At 71.2% G+C, this 22,803-nt stretch carries 20 protein-coding genes and 1 tRNA gene; 14 read left to right on the forward strand and 7 right to left on the reverse strand.

Translation table 11 applies throughout. The features are described from left to right. Positions 1–21 precede the first annotated feature (21 nt). From ACZ7MF_RS33645 to ACZ7MF_RS33680, 8 genes are all read left to right on the forward strand, one after another. Positions 22–510 carry a PaaI family thioesterase gene (locus ACZ7MF_RS33645; protein ID WP_471482023.1) on the forward strand — a complete coding sequence of 163 codons (489 nt, stop codon included), beginning with the start codon at positions 22–24 and terminating at the stop codon, positions 508–510. Between the two features lie 255 nt (positions 511–765). Continuing rightward, positions 766–1,194 (forward strand): hypothetical protein, encoded by a 429-nt coding sequence (locus ACZ7MF_RS33650; RefSeq protein ID WP_471482024.1) that lies wholly within the window; start codon positions 766–768, stop codon positions 1,192–1,194. Continuing rightward, positions 1,191–1,787, forward strand: a complete 597-nt coding sequence (locus ACZ7MF_RS33655; protein WP_471482335.1) for a Tat pathway signal sequence domain protein — start codon at positions 1,191–1,193, stop codon at positions 1,785–1,787. Before ACZ7MF_RS33650 ends, ACZ7MF_RS33655 begins: the two co-directional genes overlap by 4 nt. A 287-nt stretch (positions 1,788–2,074) precedes the next feature. Then, a complete protein-coding gene (locus ACZ7MF_RS33660; protein ID WP_471482025.1) occupies positions 2,075–3,310 on the forward strand; it encodes a branched-chain amino acid ABC transporter substrate-binding protein in 1,236 nt (411 codons plus the stop codon). A gap of 114 nt (positions 3,311–3,424) precedes the next feature. Then, a complete protein-coding gene (locus ACZ7MF_RS33665) occupies positions 3,425–4,357 on the forward strand; it encodes a branched-chain amino acid ABC transporter permease (protein ID WP_003976808.1) in 933 nt (310 codons plus the stop codon). Between the two features lie 5 nt (positions 4,358–4,362). After that, positions 4,363–6,189 carry a branched-chain amino acid ABC transporter permease gene (locus ACZ7MF_RS33670; RefSeq protein WP_471482026.1) on the forward strand — a complete coding sequence of 609 codons (1,827 nt, stop codon included), beginning with the start codon at positions 4,363–4,365 and terminating at the stop codon, positions 6,187–6,189. A gap of 5 nt (positions 6,190–6,194) precedes the next feature. After that, positions 6,195–7,124: an ABC transporter ATP-binding protein gene (locus tag ACZ7MF_RS33675; protein ID WP_471482027.1), complete on the forward strand. Its 930-nt coding sequence runs from the start codon at positions 6,195–6,197 to the stop codon at positions 7,122–7,124. After that, complete coding sequence (locus tag ACZ7MF_RS33680; RefSeq protein WP_356864234.1) at positions 7,121–7,837, forward strand: ABC transporter ATP-binding protein; 717 nt, start codon at positions 7,121–7,123, stop codon at positions 7,835–7,837. The genes ACZ7MF_RS33675 and ACZ7MF_RS33680 overlap by 4 nt, the downstream gene beginning before the upstream one ends. A 70-nt stretch (positions 7,838–7,907) precedes the next feature. Here the strand turns inward: ACZ7MF_RS33680 and ACZ7MF_RS33685 are convergent, their stop codons facing one another. Further along, positions 7,908–8,567 (reverse strand): ANTAR domain-containing response regulator, encoded by a 660-nt coding sequence (locus tag ACZ7MF_RS33685; RefSeq protein WP_059299131.1) that lies wholly within the window; start codon positions 8,565–8,567, stop codon positions 7,908–7,910. A gap of 101 nt (positions 8,568–8,668) precedes the next feature. On the opposite strand from ACZ7MF_RS33685, the gene ACZ7MF_RS33690 reads away from it, so the two are divergent. After that, positions 8,669–8,742 (forward strand) — tRNA-Leu (locus ACZ7MF_RS33690). A 50-nt stretch (positions 8,743–8,792) separates the two neighbouring features. On the opposite strand, the gene pyk is transcribed toward ACZ7MF_RS33690, so the two are convergent. Then, positions 8,793–10,223 carry a pyruvate kinase gene (gene pyk, locus ACZ7MF_RS33695; RefSeq protein ID WP_471482028.1) on the reverse strand — a complete coding sequence of 477 codons (1,431 nt, stop codon included), beginning with the start codon at positions 10,221–10,223 and terminating at the stop codon, positions 8,793–8,795. Positions 10,224–10,437: 214 nt separating this feature from the next. On the opposite strand from pyk, the gene ACZ7MF_RS33700 reads away from it, so the two are divergent. After that, positions 10,438–12,246, forward strand: coding sequence for a bifunctional metallophosphatase/5'-nucleotidase (locus ACZ7MF_RS33700; RefSeq protein ID WP_471482029.1), 1,809 nt, complete (start codon positions 10,438–10,440; stop codon positions 12,244–12,246). Positions 12,247–12,274: 28 nt separating this feature from the next. Here the strand turns inward: ACZ7MF_RS33700 and ACZ7MF_RS33705 are convergent, their stop codons facing one another. The 4 genes from ACZ7MF_RS33705 to ACZ7MF_RS33720 all read right to left on the reverse strand — a co-directional run bounded on the left by ACZ7MF_RS33705 (position 12,275) and on the right by ACZ7MF_RS33720 (position 18,201). Beyond that, positions 12,275–13,687 (reverse strand): lysine N(6)-hydroxylase/L-ornithine N(5)-oxygenase family protein, encoded by a 1,413-nt coding sequence (locus tag ACZ7MF_RS33705; RefSeq protein ID WP_471482030.1) that lies wholly within the window; start codon positions 13,685–13,687, stop codon positions 12,275–12,277. Then, positions 13,684–15,042: a pyridoxal phosphate-dependent decarboxylase family protein gene (locus tag ACZ7MF_RS33710; RefSeq protein WP_471482031.1), complete on the reverse strand. Its 1,359-nt coding sequence runs from the start codon at positions 15,040–15,042 to the stop codon at positions 13,684–13,686. The genes ACZ7MF_RS33705 and ACZ7MF_RS33710 overlap by 4 nt, the downstream gene beginning before the upstream one ends. A gap of 180 nt (positions 15,043–15,222) precedes the next feature. Next, on the reverse strand, positions 15,223–17,721 hold the full coding sequence (pepN, locus tag ACZ7MF_RS33715; RefSeq protein WP_471482032.1) for an aminopeptidase N: 2,499 nt from the start codon (positions 17,719–17,721) through the stop codon (positions 15,223–15,225). Positions 17,722–17,850: 129 nt separating this feature from the next. Then, on the reverse strand, positions 17,851–18,201 hold the full coding sequence (locus ACZ7MF_RS33720) for a chorismate mutase (RefSeq protein ID WP_003976797.1): 351 nt from the start codon (positions 18,199–18,201) through the stop codon (positions 17,851–17,853). Positions 18,202–18,334: 133 nt separating this feature from the next. Between ACZ7MF_RS33720 and ACZ7MF_RS33725 the strand changes: the two genes are divergently transcribed. Together ACZ7MF_RS33725 and ACZ7MF_RS33730 are read left to right on the forward strand one after the other, a co-directional pair. Beyond that, entirely contained in the window at positions 18,335–19,234 is a 900-nt protein-coding gene (locus ACZ7MF_RS33725; protein ID WP_471482033.1) for a hypothetical protein, read from the forward strand. Between the two features lie 40 nt (positions 19,235–19,274). Then, entirely contained in the window at positions 19,275–19,904 is a 630-nt protein-coding gene (locus tag ACZ7MF_RS33730; protein WP_471482034.1) for an SIMPL domain-containing protein, read from the forward strand. A 33-nt stretch (positions 19,905–19,937) separates the two neighbouring features. On the opposite strand, the gene ACZ7MF_RS33735 is transcribed toward ACZ7MF_RS33730, so the two are convergent. Next, positions 19,938–20,663 carry a vWA domain-containing protein gene (locus ACZ7MF_RS33735; RefSeq protein ID WP_356864252.1) on the reverse strand — a complete coding sequence of 242 codons (726 nt, stop codon included), beginning with the start codon at positions 20,661–20,663 and terminating at the stop codon, positions 19,938–19,940. 156 nt (positions 20,664–20,819) lie between these two features. Between ACZ7MF_RS33735 and ACZ7MF_RS33740 the strand changes: the two genes are divergently transcribed. Both ACZ7MF_RS33740 and ACZ7MF_RS33745 read left to right on the forward strand, forming a co-directional pair. Further along, positions 20,820–21,755: a rhomboid family intramembrane serine protease gene (locus tag ACZ7MF_RS33740; protein ID WP_471482035.1), complete on the forward strand. Its 936-nt coding sequence runs from the start codon at positions 20,820–20,822 to the stop codon at positions 21,753–21,755. Between the two features lie 14 nt (positions 21,756–21,769). Then, entirely contained in the window at positions 21,770–22,690 is a 921-nt protein-coding gene (locus ACZ7MF_RS33745; protein WP_471482036.1) for a chitosanase, read from the forward strand. Positions 22,691–22,803 lie beyond the last annotated feature (113 nt).

The following is a 22,803-nucleotide window of genomic DNA, read 5'->3' on the forward strand; positions in this document are numbered from 1 at the left end:
AGCGACGAACGGAGCCGGCCCATGGGCGAGCAGCAGCAGGTGCAGTTCCCGCAGGAGGTCATCGACGAGTACGCCGCGCTCGGCGTCGACCTGCCCGCGCTGTTCTCCGCCGGACATCTGGGGACGCGCATGGGTGTCCAGATCGTCGAGGCGTCCGCCGACCGGGTCGTCGGCACGATGCCGGTGGAGGGCAACACCCAGCCGTACGGACTGCTGCACGGGGGCGCCTCGGCCGTGCTGGCCGAGACGCTCGGGTCGGTCGGCTCGATGCTGCACGGCGGCGCCTCCAAGATCGCCGTCGGGGTCGACCTGAACTGCACCCATCACCGCGGGGCCCGCTCCGGCCTGGTCACCGGGGTGGCGACGCCGGTGCACCGCGGCCGGTCGACGGCGACGTACGAGGTCGTGATCAGCGACGAGCAGGACCGCCGGGTGTGCACCGCCCGGCTGACCTGCCTGCTGCGGGACGTGAACCCCGGCGACGGAGCCCGGACGGCCACGGCGGGCTGAGGCCTGTCCGGCGGATCATGCCGCAGGCGCAGCCGCCGGATCCGACACGCGAGGTCCGAGGCGCCCACGGCACCCTCCGCCCCGGCCACGGGCATTGCCCCCTGCCGCCGGGCGCTCTAGCGTCGGGGCATGGGACGGGGAGGGGGCCCTCGGCCGGGGGCGGCGGCGCTTCGGCGCCGTGTCGTGCGGGGCCGGGCCGTGCCCGGAGGGGGCGTACGGGCTCCCGCGACCCCAACTCCGCATCGTGCCCGGGTCTTGGCCCGGACCCTGGCTCTGACGCTGCTGATCGGCGTCTTCGCCGCCGGGTGCGGTGACGGCCCCGACGACCGGGCGGGCGGTCCCGCCGATACCGCGCCCAGCGCGCCCCCCTCGTCCCCCTCGTCCCCCTCGGGCGCGTCGTCCGGGCCCCCGCGCCCCTTGTCGGGCGCCGAGTTGTGCGTGAGCGCCGTCGGGTACTGGGCGCGCGAGATACTGGACGGCGCCGTGCCCTACGGCGACTATCAGTCGATGGGGCTGTCCAACCGGCAGTACGACATCCTGCGGGAGGTCGTGGACGCGGCACGGACCGCGAGGCGGAAGCAAGGCGCCCGCGCCGCAGGAGAGTTGATCGTCCGTCAGGTGCGCCGGACATGTGCCGAGCGGTACCGCGACGGCGGTCCGAGCGTCGGGCCGTGGCAGCGATGAGCGGCGTCGGACCGGTCGAGCCGGGCGAGGACACCCACGTCCGGGACGTCCCGCACCCCCGCCCGCGCGGCCCCCTGGCCCTGCGCTACGACCGCCACCGCCGCACCGTCCTCGTCTCCGCCGCCGCCCTCGTCGTCCTGTCGGGCGGCGGCTACCTGTACGCGAGCCGCCCGCAGCCGCGCCCCGCTCCCCCGCCGCCCTACCCGTCCCAGGCGGTCGACCTGGTCTACGGGGCCCCCGTGACCGGCTCGCCCGGGAGCCGGGCCGCCGGCTACAGCTTCACGGTGCTGCTGAGCGTGCGCAGCGGGCCGCCCGTCACCGTGACGCGGCTGACCCAGCCCTACGACGGCCTGACGGTGACCACCTCCCCCGCGGCACCTTTCCAGACAAATTCGCATTCCGCCCGCAAGATCATTGTCACGCTACGGGTGACGGAATGTGAAAAAGCGCCCCGGAATCCCGGACTCCCTTTCCTGGATGTAACGCTGCGTAATGTGCGCGCAATAGAAGCCCACAGTTTCATCCTGGGGTCGCGCTATGCGCAGGACCTCTCCCGGGCCCTTGAGGTCGCCTGCAGCAACGATTCGAGGTAATCACCAAAACGTCCCAGACGCCTGAACCGGTCCGTTCCGTCCTGCGGGTTCTCAGCATGCGGACAGGGCGAATCGGCCTGAATTCAGCCCTTCTTCCCAGCCAGTACCGCTCTGCAATACCCGGTGTCATAACAAGAGAGTCACAGCCTCAGTCAGACCCTCCTCCACCTTCCCCACACACGCTTAGAGTCACGGCCAGTCACCGCGCCGTCGGATTGTCATTTCGGCCCCGCGCTCGACTCGACCGCCTCCACGGGGAAGCGGCCGTGCCAGGGAAAGGACTGATCGTGCGTCAACGTTCGCTCATCGCCATCACCGCCGCTCTGGCGGCGGGAGCGCTCACCCTCACCGCCTGCGGCTCGCGCGACGACGACGGCGGCTCGGACTCCGGCAACGGCGGCGGTGGCACCACCGTCGTCATCGGTGTCGACGCCCCGCTGACCGGCGACCTGTCCGCGCTCGGCCTCGGCATCAAGAACTCGGCGGACCTCGCGGCCAAGACGGCCAACAAGAACAAGACCGTCGACGGCGTCACCTTCAAGGTCGAGGCGCTCGACGACCAGGGCCAGCCCTCCGTCGGCCAGCAGAACGCCAGCAGCTTCGTCGCCAACAAGGACGTCCTCGGCGTCGTCGGCCCGCTGAACTCTTCGGTCGGCGAGTCCATGCAGAAGGTCTTCGACACCGCCAAGCTGGTCGAGGTCTCCCCGGCCAACACCGGCCCCTCCCTCACCCAGGGCCCGGACTGGCGTACCAAGAAGGTCCGCCCGTACAAGTCGTACTTCCGCACCGCGACCACGGACGCCATTCAGGGCCCGTTCGCCGCGCAGTACGTCTACAACGACGCCAAGAAGAAGAAGGTCTTCGTCATCGACGACAAGAAGACCTATGGCGCGGGCCTCGCCGGCACCTTCACCGACGAGTTCAAGAAGCTCGGCGGCCAGGTGGTCGGCACCGAGCACATCAACCCGGACACCAAGGACTTCTCCTCGGTCGCCACCAAGGTGAAGAACTCCGGCGCCGACGTCGTCTACTACGGCGGCGAGTACCCGCAGGCCGGCCCGCTGAGCAAGCAGATCAAGGAGACCGGCGCCAAGATTCCGCTGGTCGGCGGCGACGGCATCAAGGACGACACCTTCATCAAGCTGGCCGGCTCCGCCGCCAACGGCGACCTCGCCACCTCCGTCGGCGCGCCCGTCGAGGAACTCCCGTCGGCCAAGAAGTTCGTGGCCGACTACAAGACGGAGGGTTACAAGGAGGACTACGCGGCCTACGGCGGCTACTCCTACGACTCCGCCTGGGCGATCATCGAGGCCGTCAAGAAGGTCGTCGAGGACAACGGCGGGAAGCTTCCCGACGACGCCCGCGCCAAGGTCACCGAGGCCATGCAGAACGTCTCCTTCGACGGTGTGACCGGCAAGGTCTCCTTCGACGAGTTCGGTGACGCGACCAACAAGCAGCTCACCGTCTACTCCGTCGAGAACGGAGCCTTCAAGTCCGTCAAGTCCGGTACCTACACCGGCTGACCGACCGCACCACTGCCCACGAGCCGCGCGGGGCGCTGTTCCACTGGCGCCCCGCGCGGACTCGCATCCGGCCACACCATCCGTCGAACGTCCGAATGTCTCGGAGGACATGCGGTGAACGAACTGCCGCAGCAGCTGGTCAACGGCCTGCTACTGGGATCCATGTACGGGCTCGTCGCCATCGGCTACACAATGGTCTACGGCATCGTCCAGCTCATCAACTTCGCCCACGGCGAGATCTTCATGACCGGCGCCTTCGGCGCACTCACGGTCTACATGTACATCCTGCCCGACGGCACCTCCATGCTGATCGCCCTGCCCCTGATGCTCATCGGCGCGGTGATCGTCTCCACCACCGTCGCCGTCGGGGCGGAACGGTTCGCCTACCGTCCCCTGCGCGGCGCACCCCGGCTCGCGCCCCTCATCACCGCGATCGGTCTCTCCCTCGCCCTGCAGCAGGCGGTGTGGGCCTGGTACCCGGACGCGAAGTCCGCGCGGCCCTTCCCGCAGATCGACGGCGGGCCCTTCCACATCGGCAACGTCACCCTGCAGACCGGCGACATCTTCCTGTTCGTCGTCGCCCCGGTGAGCATGGCCATCCTCGGCTTCTTCGTGATGCGCACCCGCACCGGACGGGGTATGCAGGCCACCGCGCAGGACCCGGACACCGCCAAGCTGATGGGCGTCAACACGGACCGCATCATCGTGATCGCCTTCGCCCTCGGTGCCGTCTTCGCCGCCGTCGGAGGCGTCGCCTACGGCCTCAGGTACGGCCAGATCGAGTTCAAGATGGGCTTCATCCTCGGTCTCAAGGCCTTCACCGCGGCGGTCCTCGGCGGCATCGGCAACATCTACGGCGCCATGATCGGCGGTGTCGTCCTCGGCGTCGCCGAGACCCTGGCCACCGCCTACATCGCCGACATCCCCGGCCTGGACAAGTTCGGCAGCCAGTCCTGGGCGGACGTCTGGGCCTTCATCCTCCTCATCCTCGTGCTGTTGTTCAGGCCACAGGGCCTGCTCGGCGAACGCGTTGCGGACAGGGCGTGACACCGATGACCACACAGACCACCGCGCCGAAGAACACCGGCGCCCCCGCACCGGGCGCCGACTCCGGCCTCATCGGCATACCCGCGAACCTCGGCCGTGCCCTCGCCACCGGCGGCGGCGTCCTCACCGTCGTCTCCACCTTCCTCGCCTGGACCTGGACCGCCGAGTTCCCCGGCGACCTGACCGTCTACGGCTACCCCGGCGGCCTCCAGGTCCTGGTGCTGATCGCCGGCGCCCTCACCGCCCTGTTCGGCCTCGCGTCGTACGGCGTCAAGGGGCTCGGCTGGCTCGCACCGGCCGGTGCCGACGCCGCGCTCAAGTTCGCCGCGCTCGCCGCCTTCGCCACCACCTGGTACACGGTCCTCGCGATCAGCACCAAGCTCGGCGGCCTCGTCAACCTCGAACCCGGCGGCTACATCGCCGCGGTCGTCACCCTCGTCGCGTTCCTGGGCGCCCTCGCGCTGCCCTTCGAGCGCCCCGAGCCCGACCCCTTCGACCCCGACGACACCGGCTGGGACCAGTTCAAGCACACCAGCTCGCAGAACTGGCAGACCGTCCGGGCGGCCTTCGCCTCCAAAGAGCCGCGGCCCGTGCGTGCGCTCCCCTCGTACGTCGAGATCCTCGTCATCGTCGCGACCCTCGCCGTGGCCCTGCTGGTCTTCACCTACGGCATCGGCACCGAGTACGACGAACTGTTCATCGGCTTCCTGATCGTCGCCGGTTTCGGCTTCACCGCCCTCCACCGGTCCGGGCTGATCAGCCACATCACCGAGATCACCGCACGGCACCAGAACATCACCGTCTGCGGCGGCTTCATCGCGGCGGCCTGCTTCCCCTTCACGCAGTCCGACGACCAGTACGCCACCCTCGGCGTGTACATCCTGATCTTCGCCACGGTGGCGCTCGGCCTGAACATCGTCGTCGGCCTCGCCGGCCTGCTCGACCTCGGCTACGTGGCCTTCCTCGGGGTCGGCGCCTACGCCGCCTCCATGGTCTCCGGCTCCCCCAGCTCGCCCTTCGACCTGCACCTGCCCTTCTGGGCCGCGGTCCTGGTCGGCGCCGCCGCCTCCCTGGTGTTCGGCGTCCTGATCGGCGCGCCCACGCTGCGGCTGCGCGGCGACTACCTCGCCATCGTGACCCTCGGCTTCGGTGAGATCTTCCGGATCACCGCCAACAACCTGGACGGCACCTCGGGGCCGGACGTCACCAACGGCTCCAACGGCATCTCGTCCATCCCCGACCTCAAGATCCTCGGCTTCGACCTCGGTGTCGCGCACGACATGGGCGGCTTCACCCTCGGCCGGTTCGCCAACTATTTCCTGCTGATGCTCGTCATCACGGCCGTCGTCGTCCTCGTCTTCCGGCGCAGCGGCGACTCCCGCATCGGCCGCGCCTGGGTCGCCATCCGCGAGGACGAGACCGCCGCGCTCGCCATGGGCATCAACGGCTTCCGCGTCAAGCTCATCGCGTTCGCCGTCGGCGCCTCGCTGGCCGGACTGGCCGGCACCGTCCAGGCGCACGTCACCTACACCGTCACGCCCGAGCAGTACCTGTTCGCCGGCACCACGCCGCCCAACTCGGCCTTCCTGCTCGCCGCGGTCGTGCTCGGCGGCATGGGCACCATCGCCGGCCCGCTCATCGGTGCGGCGCTGCTCTTCCTGATTCCCAACAAGCTCCAGTTCCTCGACGACTACCAGCTCCTCGCCTTCGGGCTCGCGCTGGTCCTGCTGATGCGCTTCCGCCCGGAGGGCCTCATCGCCAACCGGCGCCGCAAGCTGGAGTTCCACGAAGAGGACGAAGCGCCCGCAGTCCTGAGCAAGACAGGGGCCTGACCACCATGACCACCGACACCACCACCAAGGACACCGCACCGGGCGCCCCCGCCCCCGGCACCACCATCCTCGACGCGCGCGGTGTCACGATGCGCTTCGGCGGACTGACCGCCGTGAACGGCGTCGACCTCACCGTGAACGGCGGCGAGATCGTCGGCCTGATCGGGCCCAACGGCGCCGGCAAGACGACCTTCTTCAACTGCCTGACCGGCCTCTACATCCCAACCGAGGGCGAGGTCCGCTACAAGGACCGGGTCCTGCCGGCCAAGTCCTTCAAGGTGACCGCCGCCGGCATCGCCCGTACCTTCCAGAACATCCGGCTGTTCGCCAACATGACGGTCCTGGAGAACGTGCTCGTCGGCCGGCACACCCGGACCAAGGAGGGCTTCTGGTCGGCCGTGCTGCGCGGGCCCGGCTTCCACCGGGCGGAGAAGGCGTCCCGGGAACGCGCCATGGAACTGCTGGAGTTCGTGGGCCTCGCGCCCAAGGCCGACCACCTCGCCCGCAACCTGCCCTACGGCGAGCAGCGCAAGCTGGAGATCGCCCGCGCGCTGGCCAGCGAGCCGGGGCTGCTGCTCCTGGACGAGCCGACGGCCGGTATGAACCCCCAGGAGACGCGGGCCACCGAGGAGTTGGTCTTCGCCATCCGCGACCAGGGCATCGCCGTCCTCGTCATCGAGCACGACATGCGGTTCATCTTCAACCTGTGCGACCGCGTCGCCGTACTCGTCCAGGGCGAGAAGCTCGTCGAGGGCGACAGTGCCACGGTGCAGGGCGACGAACGCGTCGTCGCCGCCTACCTCGGCGAACCCCTCGCCGACGACCCCGGCGCCGCGGAGGCGGCCGAGGTGGAGGCCGCCGAAGCCGCGCAGGCCGAAGCCGCCCGGGCCGACACCACCACGGACACCGCGGCCGGCAAGGAGAACGACCGATGACCGCACTGCTCGAGGTCGAGGACCTCCGCGTCGCCTACGGCAAGATCGAGGCCGTCAAGGGCATCTCCTTCAAGGTCGACGCCGGCGAGGTGGTCACCCTCATCGGCACCAACGGCGCCGGGAAGACCACGACGCTGCGCACCCTGTCCGGGCTGCTGAAGCCGGTCGGCGGCCAGATCAAGTTCGGCGGCAAGTCGCTCAAGAAGGTCCCCGCGCACCAGATCGTCTCGCTGGGCCTGGCCCACTCGCCCGAGGGGCGGCACATCTTCCCGCGCATGACGATCGAGGACAACCTGCGCCTCGGCGCCTTCCTGCGCAACGACCGGCCGGGCATCGACAAGGACATCCAGCGCGCCTACGACCTCTTCCCGATCCTCGGTGAACGCCGCAAGCAGGCCGCGGGCACCCTGTCCGGCGGTGAGCAGCAGATGCTCGCCATGGGCCGTGCCCTGATGTCCCAGCCCAAGCTGCTCATGCTCGACGAGCCCTCCATGGGCCTCTCCCCGATCATGATGCAGAAGATCATGGCGACGATCGCCGAGCTGAAGTCCGAGGGCACCACCATCCTGCTCGTCGAGCAGAACGCCCAGGCCGCCCTGTCCCTGGCCGACCACGGCCACGTCATGGAGGTCGGCAACATCGTCCTGTCCGGCAGCGGCCAGGACCTGCTGCACGACGAGTCGGTCCGCAAGGCCTACCTGGGCGAGGACTGACGCCCCCTGACGGCCCGTACGGCAAAGGCCCGCGCCCCCGCACCGGGGACGCGGGCCTCGGTCGTGCCCGTCAGCCCTTGGACGCCTTCTTCTCCTCGGCGTCCTGGATGACCGCCTCGGCCACCTGCTGCATCGACATCCGCCGGTCCATGGAGGTCTTCTGGATCCACCGGAAGGCGGCCGGCTCGGTCAGGCCGTACTCCGTCTGGAGCACCGACTTGGCGCGGTCCACCAGCTTGCGGGTCTCCAGGCGGAGGCTGAGGTCGGCGACCTCCTTCTCCAGCGCCTTCAGCTCGGTGAACCGCGAGACGGCCATCTCGATCGCCGGCACGACGTCGCTCTTGCTGAACGGCTTCACGAGGTACGCCATGGCCCCGGCGTCCCGGGCCCGCTCCACCAGGTCGCGCTGCGAGAAGGCGGTCAGCATCAGGACCGGCGCGATGGACTCCTCGGCGATCTTCTCGGCCGCGGAGATGCCGTCGAGCTTGGGCATCTTGACGTCGAGGATCACCAGGTCGGGCCGGTGCTCGCGGGCCAGCTCCACGGCCTGTTCACCGTCACCGGCCTCGCCGACGACGGAGTACCCCTCCTCCTCCAGCATCTCTTTGAGGTCCAGCCGGATGAGCGCCTCGTCCTCGGCGATGACGACGCGGGTCGTCAGCGGAGGAACGTGCGACTGGTCGTCGTCGGGCACGTCGTCTACGGGCTGGGGCGACTCGGGGGCGGTCACGTGGGCTCCTCGTTCGGGGCAGGGGTACTGCTGACAAGAGCCTACCTAGCTCCTGTATGTTTGAGTCACCGAGGGGCTACACTGACCTTCGGTTCGAAGAGGCTCCGGTAGTCCAATCGGCAGAGACGATGCCCTCAAAAGGCATTCAGTGTGGGTTCGAGTCCCACCCGGGGCACTTTCCCTTCCTTTCGAAGGCATCCCGATGCACCTGCGGGGGACACCCATTCAGCGGTCGTCCTCCCCGATGTGGTGCACCCGCACCAGGTTCGTCGTGCCGGACACCCCCGGCGGCGAGCCGGCCGTGATGACCACGACGTCACCCTTCTCGCAGCGGCCGTACTTGGTGAGCAGTTCGTCCACCTGGTCGACCATCGCGTCCGTGGAGTCCACGTGCGGCCCGAGGAAGGTCTCCACCCCCCAGGTCAGGCTCAACTGGGAGCGGGTCGCCGGTTCCGGGGTGAAGGCGAGCAGCGGGATGGGCGAGCGGTAGCGGGACAGACGGCGGACGGTGTCGCCGGACTGGGTGAAGGCGACCAGGAACTTCGCGCCGAGGAAGTCGCCCATCTCCGCCGCCGCACGGGCGACCGCACCGCCCTGGGTGCGGGGCTTGTTGCGCTCGGTCAGCGGGGGCAGCCCCTTGGCCAGGATGTCCTCCTCGGCCGCCTCGACGATCCGGGCCATCGTGCGCACGGTGTCGGTGGCGTGCTTGCCCACGCTGGTCTCGCCGGAGAGCATCACCGCGTCGGTGCCGTCGATGACCGCGTTGGCGACGTCGGAGGCCTCCGCGCGGGTCGGGCGGGCGTTGTCGATCATCGAGTCGAGCATCTGGGTGGCGACGATGACCGGCTTGGCGTTGCGCTTGGCCAGCTTGACGGCGCGCTTCTGGACGATCGGCACCTGTTCCAGGGGCATCTCGACGCCGAGGTCGCCCCGGGCGACCATGATCCCGTCGAAGGCCGCGACGATGTCCTCGATGTTCTCCACGGCCTGCGGCTTCTCGACCTTGGCGATGACGGGGAGGCGGCGGCCCTCCTCGTCCATGATGCGGTGCACGTCGAGGACGTCGCGTCCGCTGCGCACGAAGGAGAGCGCGACCACGTCGAAGCCGGCCCGCAGCGCCCAGCGCAGGTCGTCCTCGTCCTTCTTCGACAGGGCGGGCACGGACACCGCGACGCCGGGCAGGTTGAGGCCCTTGTGGTCGGAGACCATGCCGCCCTCGACCACCCGCGTCCGCACCCGGGTCCCGTCGACCCCGGTCACCTCCAGGCAGACCTTGCCGTCGTCGACGAGGACGTGCTCACCGGGGGTGACGTCCTCGGCCAGGCCCGCGTAGGTGGTGCCGCAGATGTGGCGGTCGCCCTCGACGCCCTCCTCGACGGTGATGGTGAAGCTGTCGCCGCGTTCAAGGAGTACGGGTCCTTCACCGAAGTGGCCGAGGCGGATCTTCGGACCCTGAAGGTCGGCGAGGGCGCCGACGCTGCGGCCGGTCTCGTCGGACGCCTTGCGGACACGGCGATAACGCTCTTCGTGTTCGGCGTGGGTGCCGTGGCTGAAATTGAAGCGGGCGATGTCCATTCCGGCGTCGACCAGGTCCTTGATCTGGTCGTACGAGTCGGTGGCGGGCCCAAGAGTGCAGACGATCTTTGCTCGGCGCATGAGTCGAGCCTATGACTTACTGCCGGGTAGCGAATTGGCCACGCATGACCACTCAACAACCTTTGAGTAAAGGGTTATTGACAAGTGTTGAATTGTGCGCGCCGCCGCTCCGATGAGCATTCGGATGGTCCGCCACCCCTTGACAGGAGGCATGTTCAGGACAGAATCTACGCGCGTCGCCAGTGTGGGTACGGGTCATCGAGGAGAAACAGCCATGCCGTTGAACCGCCGGAAGTTCCTGAGCAGGTCCGCCGTGACGGGGGCGGGGGTCGCCCTGGCCGGTGCTGCGGCGGCTCCGGCGGCCGAGGCCGCGGCCCCGGCGCACCGGGGCCATCACCGGCCCAAGCGGTACGCGCTCACCGTGCTCGGCACCACCGACCTGCACGGACACGTCTTCAACTGGGACTACTTCAAGGACGCCGAGTACACGGACACGGCGGGCAACGCCCAGGGCCTCGGCCGGATCTCCACCCTGGTGAACCAGGTCCGCGAGGAGAAGGGCCGCCGCAACACCCTGCTGGTGGACGCGGGCGACACCATCCAGGGCACCCCGCTGACGTACTACTACGCGAAGGTGGACCCGATCACCGCCGAGGGCGGTCCGGTGCACCCGATGGCACAGGCGATGAACGCCATCGGCTACGACGCGGTGGCGCTCGGCAATCACGAGTTCAACTACGGCATCGAGACGCTGCGCAGGTTCGAGGAGCAGTGCGACTTCCCGCTGCTCGGCGCCAACGCGGTGGATGCCAAGACCCTGAAGCCCGCCTTCCCGCCGTACTTCATGAAGACGTTCCGGGTGAAGGGCGCGCCGCCGGTGAAGGTGGCGGTGCTGGGGCTGACCAACCCGGGCATCGCGATCTGGGACAAGGCCTACGTGCAGGGCAAGCTGGCCTTCCCGGGGCTCGAGGAGCAGGCGGCCAAGTGGGTGCCGAAGCTGCGTTCGATGGGCGCGGACGTCGTGGTCGTCTCGGCGCACTCGGGCTCGTCGGGCACGTCCTCCTACGGCGACCAGGTCCCCTACGTCGAGAACGCGGCGGCCAACGTGGCCCGGCAGGTGCCGGGCATCGACGCGATCCTGGTCGGGCACGCGCACGAGGAGATCGCCGAGCTGAAGGTCGTCAACGAGGAGACCGGGAAGACGGTCGTGCTGTCGGAGCCGCTGTGCTTCGCCGAGCGGCTCACCCTGTTCGACTTCGAGCTGGTCTTCGAGCGGGGCCGCTGGCACGTGGAGTCGGTGAAGGCGTCGCTGCGCAACTCCAACGCGGTCGAGGACGACCCGAGGATCACGAAGCTGCTGGCGGACGAGCACGAGAAGGTCGTGGCCTACGTCAACCAGGTGGTGGGCACCGCCACCGAGACGCTGACGACGGTCGAGGCGCGGTACAAGGACGCCCCGATCATCGACCTGATCACCAAGGTGCAGGAGGACGTGGTCAAGGAGGCGCTTGCGGGCACGGAGTACGCCGCGCTGCCGGTCCTCGCGCAGGCGTCGCCCTTCTCGCGGACCTCCGAGATCCCGGCCGGCGACGTGACGATCCGGGACCTGTCGAGCCTGTACGTGTACGACAACACGCTGGTCGCGAAGCTGCTGACGGGCGCGCAGCTGCGGGCGTACCTGGAGTACTCGGCGGAGTACTACGTACGGACGGCCGCCGGTGCGCCGGTGGACGTGGACAAGCTGACGAACGCGAACGGCCGCCCGGACTACAACTACGACTACGTGTCGGGGCTGAAGTACGAGATCGACGTGGCGCAGGCGGCCGGTTCACGGATCAGGAACCTGACCTACGACGGTGCCCCGCTGGACGACGCCCAGCAGTTCGTGCTGGCCGTGAACAACTACCGGGCCAACGGCGGCGGCGCCTTCCCGCACGTGGCGTCGGCCAAGGAACTGTGGTCGGAGTCGACAGAGATCCGCACCCGGATCGCCGAGTGGGCGACCGCCAAGGGTGTGCTGGACCCGAAGGACTTCGCGTCCGCGGACTGGTCGCTGACGCGCGACGGCGTGCCCGTGTTCTGACGCACGGGCCCGAGGCGGCCCTGGATCCCTAGATCCCGTCCACCAGGGGGGTGAGTGCCCGGTGGTGGCGCGCGGACGGGATCTGGGGCAGGCCGCCGTCCAGGCCGAAGGTGGTGAAGGCGGTGCGGGCGGGCAGCGGGTACGGCTCCCGCCCGGTGAGGTCGTTGAGGATGGTCGCGCTGCGCCAGGCGGCGAGGCCCAGGTCGGGCGTGCCGACCCCGTGGGTGTGCGTCTCGGCGTTCTGGACGTAGACGGAGCCGGTGACGGAGGGGTCGAGGACGAGGCGGTGGCGGTCGTCGACGCGGGGGCGTTCGGAGCTGTCGCGGCGCATGTAGGGGTCGAGACCGGCGAGGAGGCGGCCCAGGGGGCGTTCGCGGTGGCCGGTGGCGAGGACGACGGCGTCGGTGGTGAGGCGCGAGCGGGTCTTCTGCTGCTCGTGCTCCAGGTGGAGCTCGACCTGGGTGGCGGCGAGGCGTCCGGCGGTGCGGACGTGGACGCCGGGGGTGAGCGTGGTGTCGGGCCAGCCGCCGTCGAGGGTGCGCTGGTACAGCTCGTCGTGGATGGCGGCGGTGGTGTCGGCGTCGATGCCCTTGTGCAGCTGCCACTGGGCGGCGACGAGGCGGTCGCGGACCGGTTCGGCCAGGCCGTGGAAGTAGCGGGTGTAGTCGGGGGTGAAGTGCTCCAGGCCGAGCTTGGAGTACTCCATGGGCGCGAGGGCCCCGGTGCGGCCGAGCCAGTGCAGCCGCTCCCGTCCGGCGGGGCGGTGGCGGAGCAGGTCGAGGAAGACCTCCGCGCCGGACTGGCCGGTGCCGATGACCGTGACGTGTCCGGCGGCCAGGAGCGTGTCGCGGTGGCGGAGGTAGTCGGCCGCGTGGACGACGGGGACGGCGGGGTCCTCGACGAGGGGTCTGAGCGGATCGGGGACGTGCGGTTCGGTGCCTACGCCGAGGACGACGTTGCGGGTGTACGTGCGGCCCAGGGCCTCGGCCTCCCCGTGGGCGTCGAGCTGGGTGTAGTCGACCTCGAAGAGGTCGCGTTCGGGGTTCCAGCGCACCGCGTCGACCTGGTGGTGGAAGTGGAGGGCGGGCAGTCGTTCGGCGACCCAGCGGCAGTAGGCGTCGTACTCGGCGCGCTCGATGTGGAAGCGCTCGGCGAAGTAGAACGGGAAGAGGCGTTCCCTGGCCCTGAGGTGGTTGAGGAAGGTCCAGGGGCTCGCCGGGTCGACGAGGGTGACCAGATCGGCGAGGAAGGGCACCTGGACGCGTGCGCCGTCGATGAGCAGTCCGGGGTGCCAGCGGAAGTCGGGGCGCTGGTCGTAGAAGACGGCGTCGAGGCCGGTGAGGGGGTCGGCGAGGGCCGCGAGGGAGAGATTGAAGGGGCCGACGCCGATGCCGACGAGGTCGCGGGGGGCGTCGGGGGTGTGGTGTGCCGGGGTGTTCATCGCGGGACGTGTCCTTCCACGAGCGTCAGGAGTGCTGCGAGGTCGTCTGGGCGGGTGTGCGGGTTCAGGAGGGTCGCCTTGAGCCACAGCCGGCCGTCGGCGTGGGCCCGGCCGAGGACGGCGCGGCCGGTGGTGAGCAGCGTGCGGCGTACGGCGGCCACGGCGTCGTCTCTCGCTCCGGCGGGCCGGAACAGGACCGTGCTGATGGTGGGCGGGGCGTGCAGTTCGAACCCGGGGTGGGTCTCGACCAGCCCGGCGAACTCCTGGGCGAGCGCGCAGACCGCGTCGACGAGGGCGCCCAGTCCGGCGCGGCCCAGGGTTTTGAGAGTGACGGCGACCTTGAGGATGTCGGGGCGGCGGCTGGTGCGCGGGGAGCGCCCGAGGAGGTCGGGCAGGCCCGCGTCGGTGTCGTCGTCGGCGTTGAGGTAGTCCGCGCGGTGGTGGAGGGCGGCGAGGTCGTCGGCGTCGGTGACCGTGAGGAACCCGGCGGGGATCGGCTGCCAGCCGAGCTTGTGCAGGTCCAGGGCGACGGTGTCGGCGGCCTCCAGTCCCGCGAGCCGGGCGCGGTGCCGGTCGCTGAAGAGGAGACCCGCGCCGTAGGCGGCGTCGATGTGGAGGCGGGCGCCGTGGGCGGCGCAGCGGGCGGCGATCTCGGGCAGCGGGTCGATGAGCCCGGCGTCGGTGGTGCCCGCGGTGGCGGCGACCAGGTGCGGGCCGGGGACCTGGGTGAGGGCCTCGTCCAGGGCGGCGGGGTCGAGGGTGCCGGCGGGAGCGGGGACGACGACGGGCTCGGGCAGGCCGAGCAGCCAGGCGGCGCGGGGCAGCGAGTGGTGGGCGCCCGCCCCGTGGACCAGCCGCAGGCCCGCGCCGTGCCGCTCGCGGGCGAGCAGGACGGCGAGCTGGTTGGACTCGGTGCCGCCGGTGGTGACGAGGGCGTCGGCGGCGCCGGTCTCCCGGACGAGGGCGCGGGTGACGAGGGCTTCCAGCGCGGAGGCGGCGGGTGCCTGGTCCCAGGAGTCGAGGGACGGGTTGAGGACGCTCGCGGCGAGGTCGGCGGCGGCCGCGACGGCGAGCGGCGGTGCGTGCAGGTGGGCGGCGCACAGGGGGTGGGCGGGGTCGGCGGCGCCCTCGGCGAGCGCGGTGACCAGGACGCGGAGCGCCTCGGGCTCCCCCCGGCCGGGCAGGATCTCACCGGCCGCGTCGGCCACCCGGGCGGCGACGGCGCCGGGGCCGCCGACGGGCAGCGGGCCGCCGCGTGCGGCCGTGCCGGCGCGCAGGGCGTCGCGCACGGTGTCGAGCAGGGGCCGCAGGGCGTCGCTGCCGTGCGGGCCCGAGGCGAGGGGCGGCATGCCCATGAGCTGTCCTCCGGGCACGGGGGAGCTGGGGTTCCAGCTTCCACGTGCAGGGGCGCGTACGCCCGGACAGCTCAGTGATCACAACCCGAAAGGGGTATCCCGGCGGCCCTCGACCGGGGACTCGACCGGGGACGCGACCGGTCCCGCCGCGCCGTGCGAGGGGGACCGGCCGCGGCCGGGTCAGTCCGTGTTCGCCTCCCGTACCCGCAGGGCGCGTGCCAGGTCGTCGAGCTGGTCGGTGAGCTTGCGGCGCAGGGCGGGGATCGGATCGGCGTCGGCGAGGCACTCCTGGCCCAGGCGCAGGGTGTCGGCGTCGACGGCGTGGGCGGGGAAGGCCCAGCGGCCGGCGGCGTCGGCCATGGCGGGGCCGCGGCGGGCGCCGAGCGCGACGGCCTCGGTGTAGTAGCGCGGTACGTAGTCCCTGACCAGATCGGCCTGTTCGGGCTGCCAGAAGCCCTGGGCGGTGGCGGTGAACAGGTAGTTGGAGAGGTCGTCGGAGGCGAACATGGCCTCCCAGGCGCGGGCCTTGGCCTCGGCGTCCGGCAGCGCGGCGCGGCAGCGGGCGGCGCCCTCCTGGCCGGTGGCGCTCGGGTCGTTCGCCAGCTCGGCGGCGATGGCGGCCTCGTCGGTGGCGCCGAGGACGGCGAGCCGGGTGAGGATGCGCCAGCGCAGCTCGGGGTCGAGTTCGGGCCCGCCGGGCACGGTGCCGTCGGCGAGCCAGGCGGCGATGGTGTCGGGGTGGGCGGCGGTGGCGATGCGGTGCCGTACGGCGATCAGGCGCAGCCCGGGGTGGTCGCCGTCCTCGGTGCGGCGGATGAGGTCGCGGCAGAGGTCGGCGAGGGTGTGCAGGGCGGCGGGCCGCTGCTCGGCGGTGACGTAGCGGTCGGCGACCTGGCCGGCCGCGAAGGCGAGGACACCGTCGACGAGCGCGAGGTCGGTCTCGTGCGGGAGGTGGGCGCGGGCGATGTCGAGGTAGGTGGCGGCGGGGAGTTCGCCGTCGCGGACGGCGTCCCTGAGGGCGTTCCAGACGACGGCCCGGGTGAGCGGGTCGGGCAGCCCGGACAGGCTCTCGCGGACGGTCCGGAAGGAGTCGGCGTCGAAGCGGATCTTGGCGTAGCTCAGGTCGCCGTCGTTGAGCACGACCAGGGCGGGGAGCTTGCCGATGGGCCGGGGCTCGGCCTGGGGGACGTCGATGTCGAGGCGTTCGCGCGGGGTGAGGCGGCCCTCGTGGTCCGGGTTCTGGTCGTAGAGGCCGACGGCGATGCGGTGGGGGCGCTCGCCGGTGCGCCGGACGGTGAGGGCGCGGCTGCCGTTCTCGCCGCTGACGCTCGGGACGAGGACGTCGACGCCGGTGGTGCGCAGCCAGGCGTCGGCCCAGGCGTGCACGTCGCGGTCGGTGGCGGCGGCCAGGGAGTCGATGAAGTCGGCGAGGGAGGCGTTGGCGAACTTGTGCCGCTCGAAGTGGATGTTGATGCCGGCCAGGAAGTCCTTCTCGCCGAGCCAGGCGACGAGCTGGCGCAGGGCGGAGGCGCCCTTGGCGTAGGAGATGCCGTCGAAGTTGAGCAGCGCGGAGGCGGTGTCCTCGACGTTCTCGGGGGCGACGGGGTGGGTGGAGGGGCGCTGGTCGGCGTCGTAGCCCCAGGCCTTGCGGGTGACGCCGAAGTCGGTCCAGGTGTCGGTGAAGCGGGTGGCCTCGGCGGTGGTCTGGTAGCCCATGTACTCGGCGAAGGACTCGTTCAGCCAGATGTCGTCCCACCAGCGCAGCGTGACGAGGTCGCCGAACCACATGTGGGCCATCTCGTGGGCGATGACCATGGCGCGGGTCTGGCGCTGGGTGTCGGTGACGGCGGACCGGAAGACGAACTCGTCGCGGAAGGTGACCAGGCCAGGGTTCTCCATCGCGCCGGCGTTGAACTCGGGGACGAACGCCTGGTCGTAGGAGTCGAAGGGGTAGGGCTCGTCGAACTTCTCGTGGTAGCGGTCGAAGCAGGCCCGGGTGACGTCGAAGAGTTCGTCGGAGTCGGCGTCCAGGTGCGGGGCGAGCGAGCGGCGGCAGTGGATGCCGAAGGGCAGGCCGCGGTGCTCGGTGCGCACGGAGTGCCAGGGGCCGGCGGCGACGGCGACGAGGTAGGTGGAGATCAGCGGGGTCGTGGCGGCCTTCCAGCGGCCGTCGCCGGTGTGCTCGGTGACTCCGTTGGCGAGGACGGTCCAGCCCTCGGGCGCGGTCACGGCGAGGTCGAAGACGGCCTTGAGGTCGGGCTGGTCGAAGGCGGCGTAGACGCGCTGGACGTCGTCCATGAAGAGCTGGGTGTAGACGTAGGTCTCGCCGTCGCTGGGGTCGGTGAAGCGGTGCATGCCCTCGCCGGTGCGGGAGTACCGCATGGCGGCGTCGACGCGCAGCTCGTGCTCGCCGGGCGCGAGGTTCTTCAGCGCCAGCCGGTTCTCGTCGAGCGCGGCCGGGTCCAGGGGTTCTCCGTCCAGGGTGACGGCGCGCAGCTCCGCGGGCTTGACCTCGACGAACGTGTCCGTGCTGTCCGTGTCGCCGCGGACGGTGAACCGGATCACGGTCCGGGAGTCGAAGGTCTCGTCCCCACGGGTCAGATCGAGGTCGATCGCGTAGTGGTGGACGTCGAGGAGCCGGGAACGGGTCTGCGCTTCGTCGCGCGTCAGTACGGACATGCACGACATGCTGCCTGATGCGGTGGGCAGGGCACAGAGGCGGTTCGGTACGCGCCATATGTCCCGTCCGCCGCGCCGGTCGTCGCACTCCCTGGGCGTGCGCCCCCGTGGGCGGGGGCGCACCCGTTCTCAGTCGGTGGCCGGTGCGCCGCCGGCAGCGTTGCTCTCCGCGATGCGCTCGTGGTGGTGGATCACCTCGGCGACGATGAAGTTCAGGAACTTCTCGGCGAACGCCGGGTCGAGCTTGGCGCTTTCGGCGAGGGTGCGCAGCCGGGCGATCTGCTGGGCCTCACGGGCCGGATCGGCGGGCGGCAGCTGGTGGCGGGCCTTGAGGTGGCCGACCTGCTGGGTGCACTTGAAGCGCTCGGCGAGCATGTGGACGACGGCCGCGTCGATGTTGTCGATGCTGTCCCGCAGCCGGGCCAGCTCCTCGCGGACGGCGGGTTCGACGGCACCGGTACCGGTGTTGCTGGTGGTCATGGGCGCACACCCTACGGGCGGGGGCCCGGCCGTCGCAGACCGTCTCAGGCGCTGAACGCCGTACGGTCGTCGTACGGCTCGTACAGTGGGGGGAGGTTCAGGAGGCAGGGTTCAGGCGTCTTGGGGGTCGGACGTGGCGAACGGCGGACCGGTCGAGCACGGGTTCCCGCACCTGGAGACGGTGCGGGCGGCGGTCACGGCGCTGTACCGGCGGCTGTCGTACGACACCGTCCGGACGTTCTCGGCCAGTGTGGCCCCGGTGGACGTGGCGTTCTGCGACACGGACGACCTGTACCTGGGCACGCAGCGGGTGGCCCACGAGCTGGTGCGGCACTACCGGCTGCCCGACGCCCGCATGATCGTCTCCTTCCGCGAGATGACCCACGCGGCGAACGTGGAACTCACCGCGGGCCCGGAGTACTTCATCGAGCTGAACGACCGCTTCCGCACCCATCGCCGGGACATCGGCGCGGCCCTGGCGCACGAGGTGATGCACGTGTACCTGCACCGCCTCGACCTGGCCTTCCCCTCCACCCGGGACAACGAGATCCTCACCGACACGGCGACGACGTACCTGGGCGCCGGCTGGCTGCTCCTCGACGCCTACCGGGAGGACGCGGCGACCTCGCAGAAGCTGGGGTACCTGACCCCGGAGGAGTTCGGTTACGTCCTGGCCAAGCGGGCGCTGGTGTTCGGCGAGGACCCGTCGGTGTGGTTCACGAGTCCGCAGGCCTACACGGCGTACGGCAAGGGCCTGGCCCGGGCGCGCCGGGACGAGCAGCAGCCGCCGCTGACCGCGGCCGGCTGGGCGGGCCGCCGCCGCTACGCCCGGGACCGCCGGCACGCGCAGGACCCGCACGCCGCCGGGGCGGCGGCGGCCGGCGACCCCTACTCCTTCACCGCCCAGCCGCCCGGACAGCTCCGGGTGTCGTTCCCCTGCCCGACCTGCCACCAGCGGATCAGGGTTCCGGTGCGGGGGCGGGTCCGGGCGCGGTGCGGGCTGTGCCGGACGGTGCTGGAGTGCGACACCTGAGTCGCCGCGCGGGGTGCGGGGGCACTGCTTCAATGCCCTTATGACACAGGCCATCGAAGAACCGTGGGGCATCAGCGTGTTCGGCTCGGGCACGGTGCGGGCCGAGCCGTCGCTCGCTCGGGTGCGGCCGGCGGTGGACGTGCTGGAACCGTCGCCGGAGCAGGCCTTCCGGCAGGCCGGGGAGGCCGTCGCCCGGCTGCGGGAGGTGCTGCGGCGGCACGGCGTGCCGGACGCCTCGGTGTCGGGTTCCCGGCTGGGCCTCAGCTCGGAGTACGACGGTCACGGCGGCGGCCGGAGGCTGCTCGGGTACCGGTGCCAGGCCTCGTACTCGGTGGAGACCGGGGCGCTGGACGGCCTCGAGCTGCTGATCGCGGACGTGGTCGAGGCGGGCGCGCACCGGATCGACGGCGTGGAGTTCGACGTGCGCGACAGGCCGGCGCTGCTCGACGAGGCACGGCGCAGGGCCGTGGCCGCGGCCCGGCGCAAGGCCCAGGTGTACGCGGAGGCGGCGGACGCGCGGCTGGGGCCGGTACTGCACATCCAGGACGTGGAGTCGGAGCCCGTCGCCGCGTTCCGTGCCTCCGCGGGCGGCGGCCCGCCCGGCGCGCTGGCTCCGGGCGCGGTGGAGGTGTCGGCCCGGGTCGTGCTGGGCTTCTCCCTGCGGCACTGACCGCCGCGCTCGGGCGCCTTCAGGAGGGCGCCTTCAGGAGGGCCGCACGATCCCCTGGGCGCGTGCGGCCGCCAGCCACTGCGGGAACTCGCCCACGAGCCGGTCGTACAGGTCGGTGTCGGTCACCTTCCGCGGGTCGCGGCCCGCGTGGAAGAAGCCGGCGTTGTCGATCACCCGCTTGCCGGGCACCGCGAGTTCGTCGAGCTTGCGCAGGTACTCGAACTGGCGGCTGTCCGGGTCGCCGAAGCCGACGAACTGCCAGAACAGCGGCAGCGGCGCCGCCTTGCACAGGTACCGCTCGGCCGCGAGCCGGTTGATCGGACCGCCGTCGGTCTGGAAGACGACCAGGGCGGGGTGGCGGGCGCCGCTGTCCAGGTAGTGGTCGATGACGGCGTCCATGGCCAGGTGGTAGCTGGTCTTGCCCATGTGCCCGAGACCGGCCACGATGCGCTCGATCCGGCCCTGGTGGTCGGCGAGCGCGATCTCCGTGACCGCGTCGACGTCGGTGGAGAAGAACACCACCGGCACGGTGCCGTCGTCGTCGAGGTGCGCGGACAGGCTCAGCACCCGGTCGGCGAGCGCCTGCACGCTGCCGTCCTTGTAGTACGGCTTCATCGAGCCGGAGTAGTCGACGACGAGGTAGACCGCGGCCCGGGTCCCCTCCATGCCGTGCTTGGTGAGCGACACCCCGGCGGTCTTGTACAGATCGACCAGCGCGGGCGCCGTCTCCCGCACCTTGGTGAGACTGATCGCGGTCATGCGGACTCCCCCCCGTCACCCGTGCCCTGCGGCATCCGGGTGCCGAGGCTACGGCACGGCGCACCCCCGCCGCTCGGCCGGTCCCCCGGCATTCGCTATTTTGTTCGCCGCCGACCCCACCGGCTCACCGTCCGCCCGTCCCGAGGAGCCGGCCCCGTGGATTCCGAGTCCACCGCCACCACCTGCTACCGCCATCCCGCGGTGGCGTGCCACGTCCGCTGCACCCGCTGCGAGCGGTACATCTGCCCGGACTGCATGCGGGAGGCGCCCGTCGGCCACCAGTGTCCGGAGTGCGTGAAGGAGGGGGCGCGGTCGGTCCGGCAGGCCCGGACCCTCGTCGGGGGCCGGATCTCGACGACGCCCGTGGTGACGTACGTGCTGTTCGCGCTGAACGTGCTGGCGTATCTGGCGGAGGTGGTGCGGCCGGGGCTGGTGGACCGGTTCGCCATGGTGGGTTCGCGGCTGGTCGCTCCGGACGGCACCCCGCTGGTCGGCGACGGCGTCTTCCTGACCTCCGGGCCCCTGCGGGTGGAGGGTGTCGCCGGGGGCGAGTGGGAGCGGATGCTCACCGGCGCGTTCCTCCACCAGTCGCCCTTCGAGGGCACGTTCGGGATCCTGCACATCACGGTGAACATGATCGTGCTGTGGCAGTTGGGGCGGGTGGTGGAGCTGATGCTCGGCCGGTTCCGTTTCGCCGTCCTGTACCTGCTGTCGGCGCTCGGCGGTTCCGTCCTGGAGCTGGTCCTCACCGACCCCGGGCAGGCCTCGGTCGGCGCGTCCGGCGCGGTCTTCGGCGTGGGCGCCGCGTACTACGTGCTGCACCGGCGGCTGGGCGCCGACACCGGGCGGGTCAACCGCTTCGTGGCCGGGCTGCTGCTGTGGCTGGTGGTGTCCGCCTGGTTCACCTCGTGGCAGGGTCATCTCGGCGGCCTGCTGGTGGGCGGCGCGCTGGCCCTGGCGTTGGCGTACGCGCCCCGGGACGGGCGCCGGGTGGCGGTGCAGGCCGGGGCGGGTGCCGCGCTGGTGGTGCTGCTGGCGGTGACGGCGGCGGTGAGGGTGTCGGAACTGACCGGCGGAAGTGTTCCCCTATGAGAGGTGTCCCCCCAATGAAACGTGCCGGAGTGCTGCTCCTCGGGGCGCTTCCCGTGATCGCCGCGGGCGTGTACTTCGCCGTGCCGGACGACTCGGCGGACCCGGCGGACACCGCGGCCGCCGCCTCCTCGTCGTCCTCGGCCACCGCCCGGTCGACCCGCGACGACGCCAAGGACCGGGCCGAGAAGGAGCGGGAGGCGGACGACGCGCTCATCGCGGACCTGCCGCCGGGGCTCGCCGCACCGGCCAAGAAGGAGCTGGCCCAGCAGCTGGTGTCCAGCGCCGAGAACTCGACCACGAAGTGGCGCACCGCCTACGGCAGCATCGAGGACGTCGGGGACGGCGACGGGTACACCGCGGGCATCATCGGCTTCTGCACCGGCACCCACGACCTGCTCATGCTGGTCGAGCGCTACACCGAGGCCCACCCGGACAACGGCCTGGCGACGTACCTGCCCGCCCTGCGCGAGGTGGACGGCAGCGACTCGCACGAGGGCCTGGACCCGGGCTTCACGGCGGCCTGGAAGGCGGAGGCGGAGGTCCCGGCGTTCCGCGAGGCCCAGGAGGAGGAGCGCGACCGGGTCTACTTCGAACCGGCGGTGCGCCTGGCCAAGCTGGACGGTCTGGGCACGCTCGGCCAGTTCGTCTACTACGACGCGATGGTCTTCCACGGCCCCGACACCGACGCCGAGGGCTTCTACGGGCTGCGCGAGCGGGCCATGGCGCAGGCGAAGACGCCGGGGCAGGGCGGCTCGGAGAAGGCCTACCTGGACACCTTCCTGGACGTCCGCGAGCAGGCCATGCGGGACAAGCGACCGGGCATCGACACCTCCCGCGTCGACACGGCCCAGCGCCGGTTCCTGACGGCCGGGAACCTGAAGCTGGCGACGCCGCTGGTGTGGGAGGTGTACGGGGACACCTACCGGGTGCCCTGAGCATGCGACAGCGCCTGCCCTTGGTCCGGTCGGGGACGGGGCAGGCGCCATCAGTGTTCCGCACGCCTTTGTGCGGGACGTTCTTCGGTTGTTCCGTCCGTGGGGACGGTTGT

It is taken from the genome of Streptomyces sp. NPDC111628, assembly GCF_055635195.1.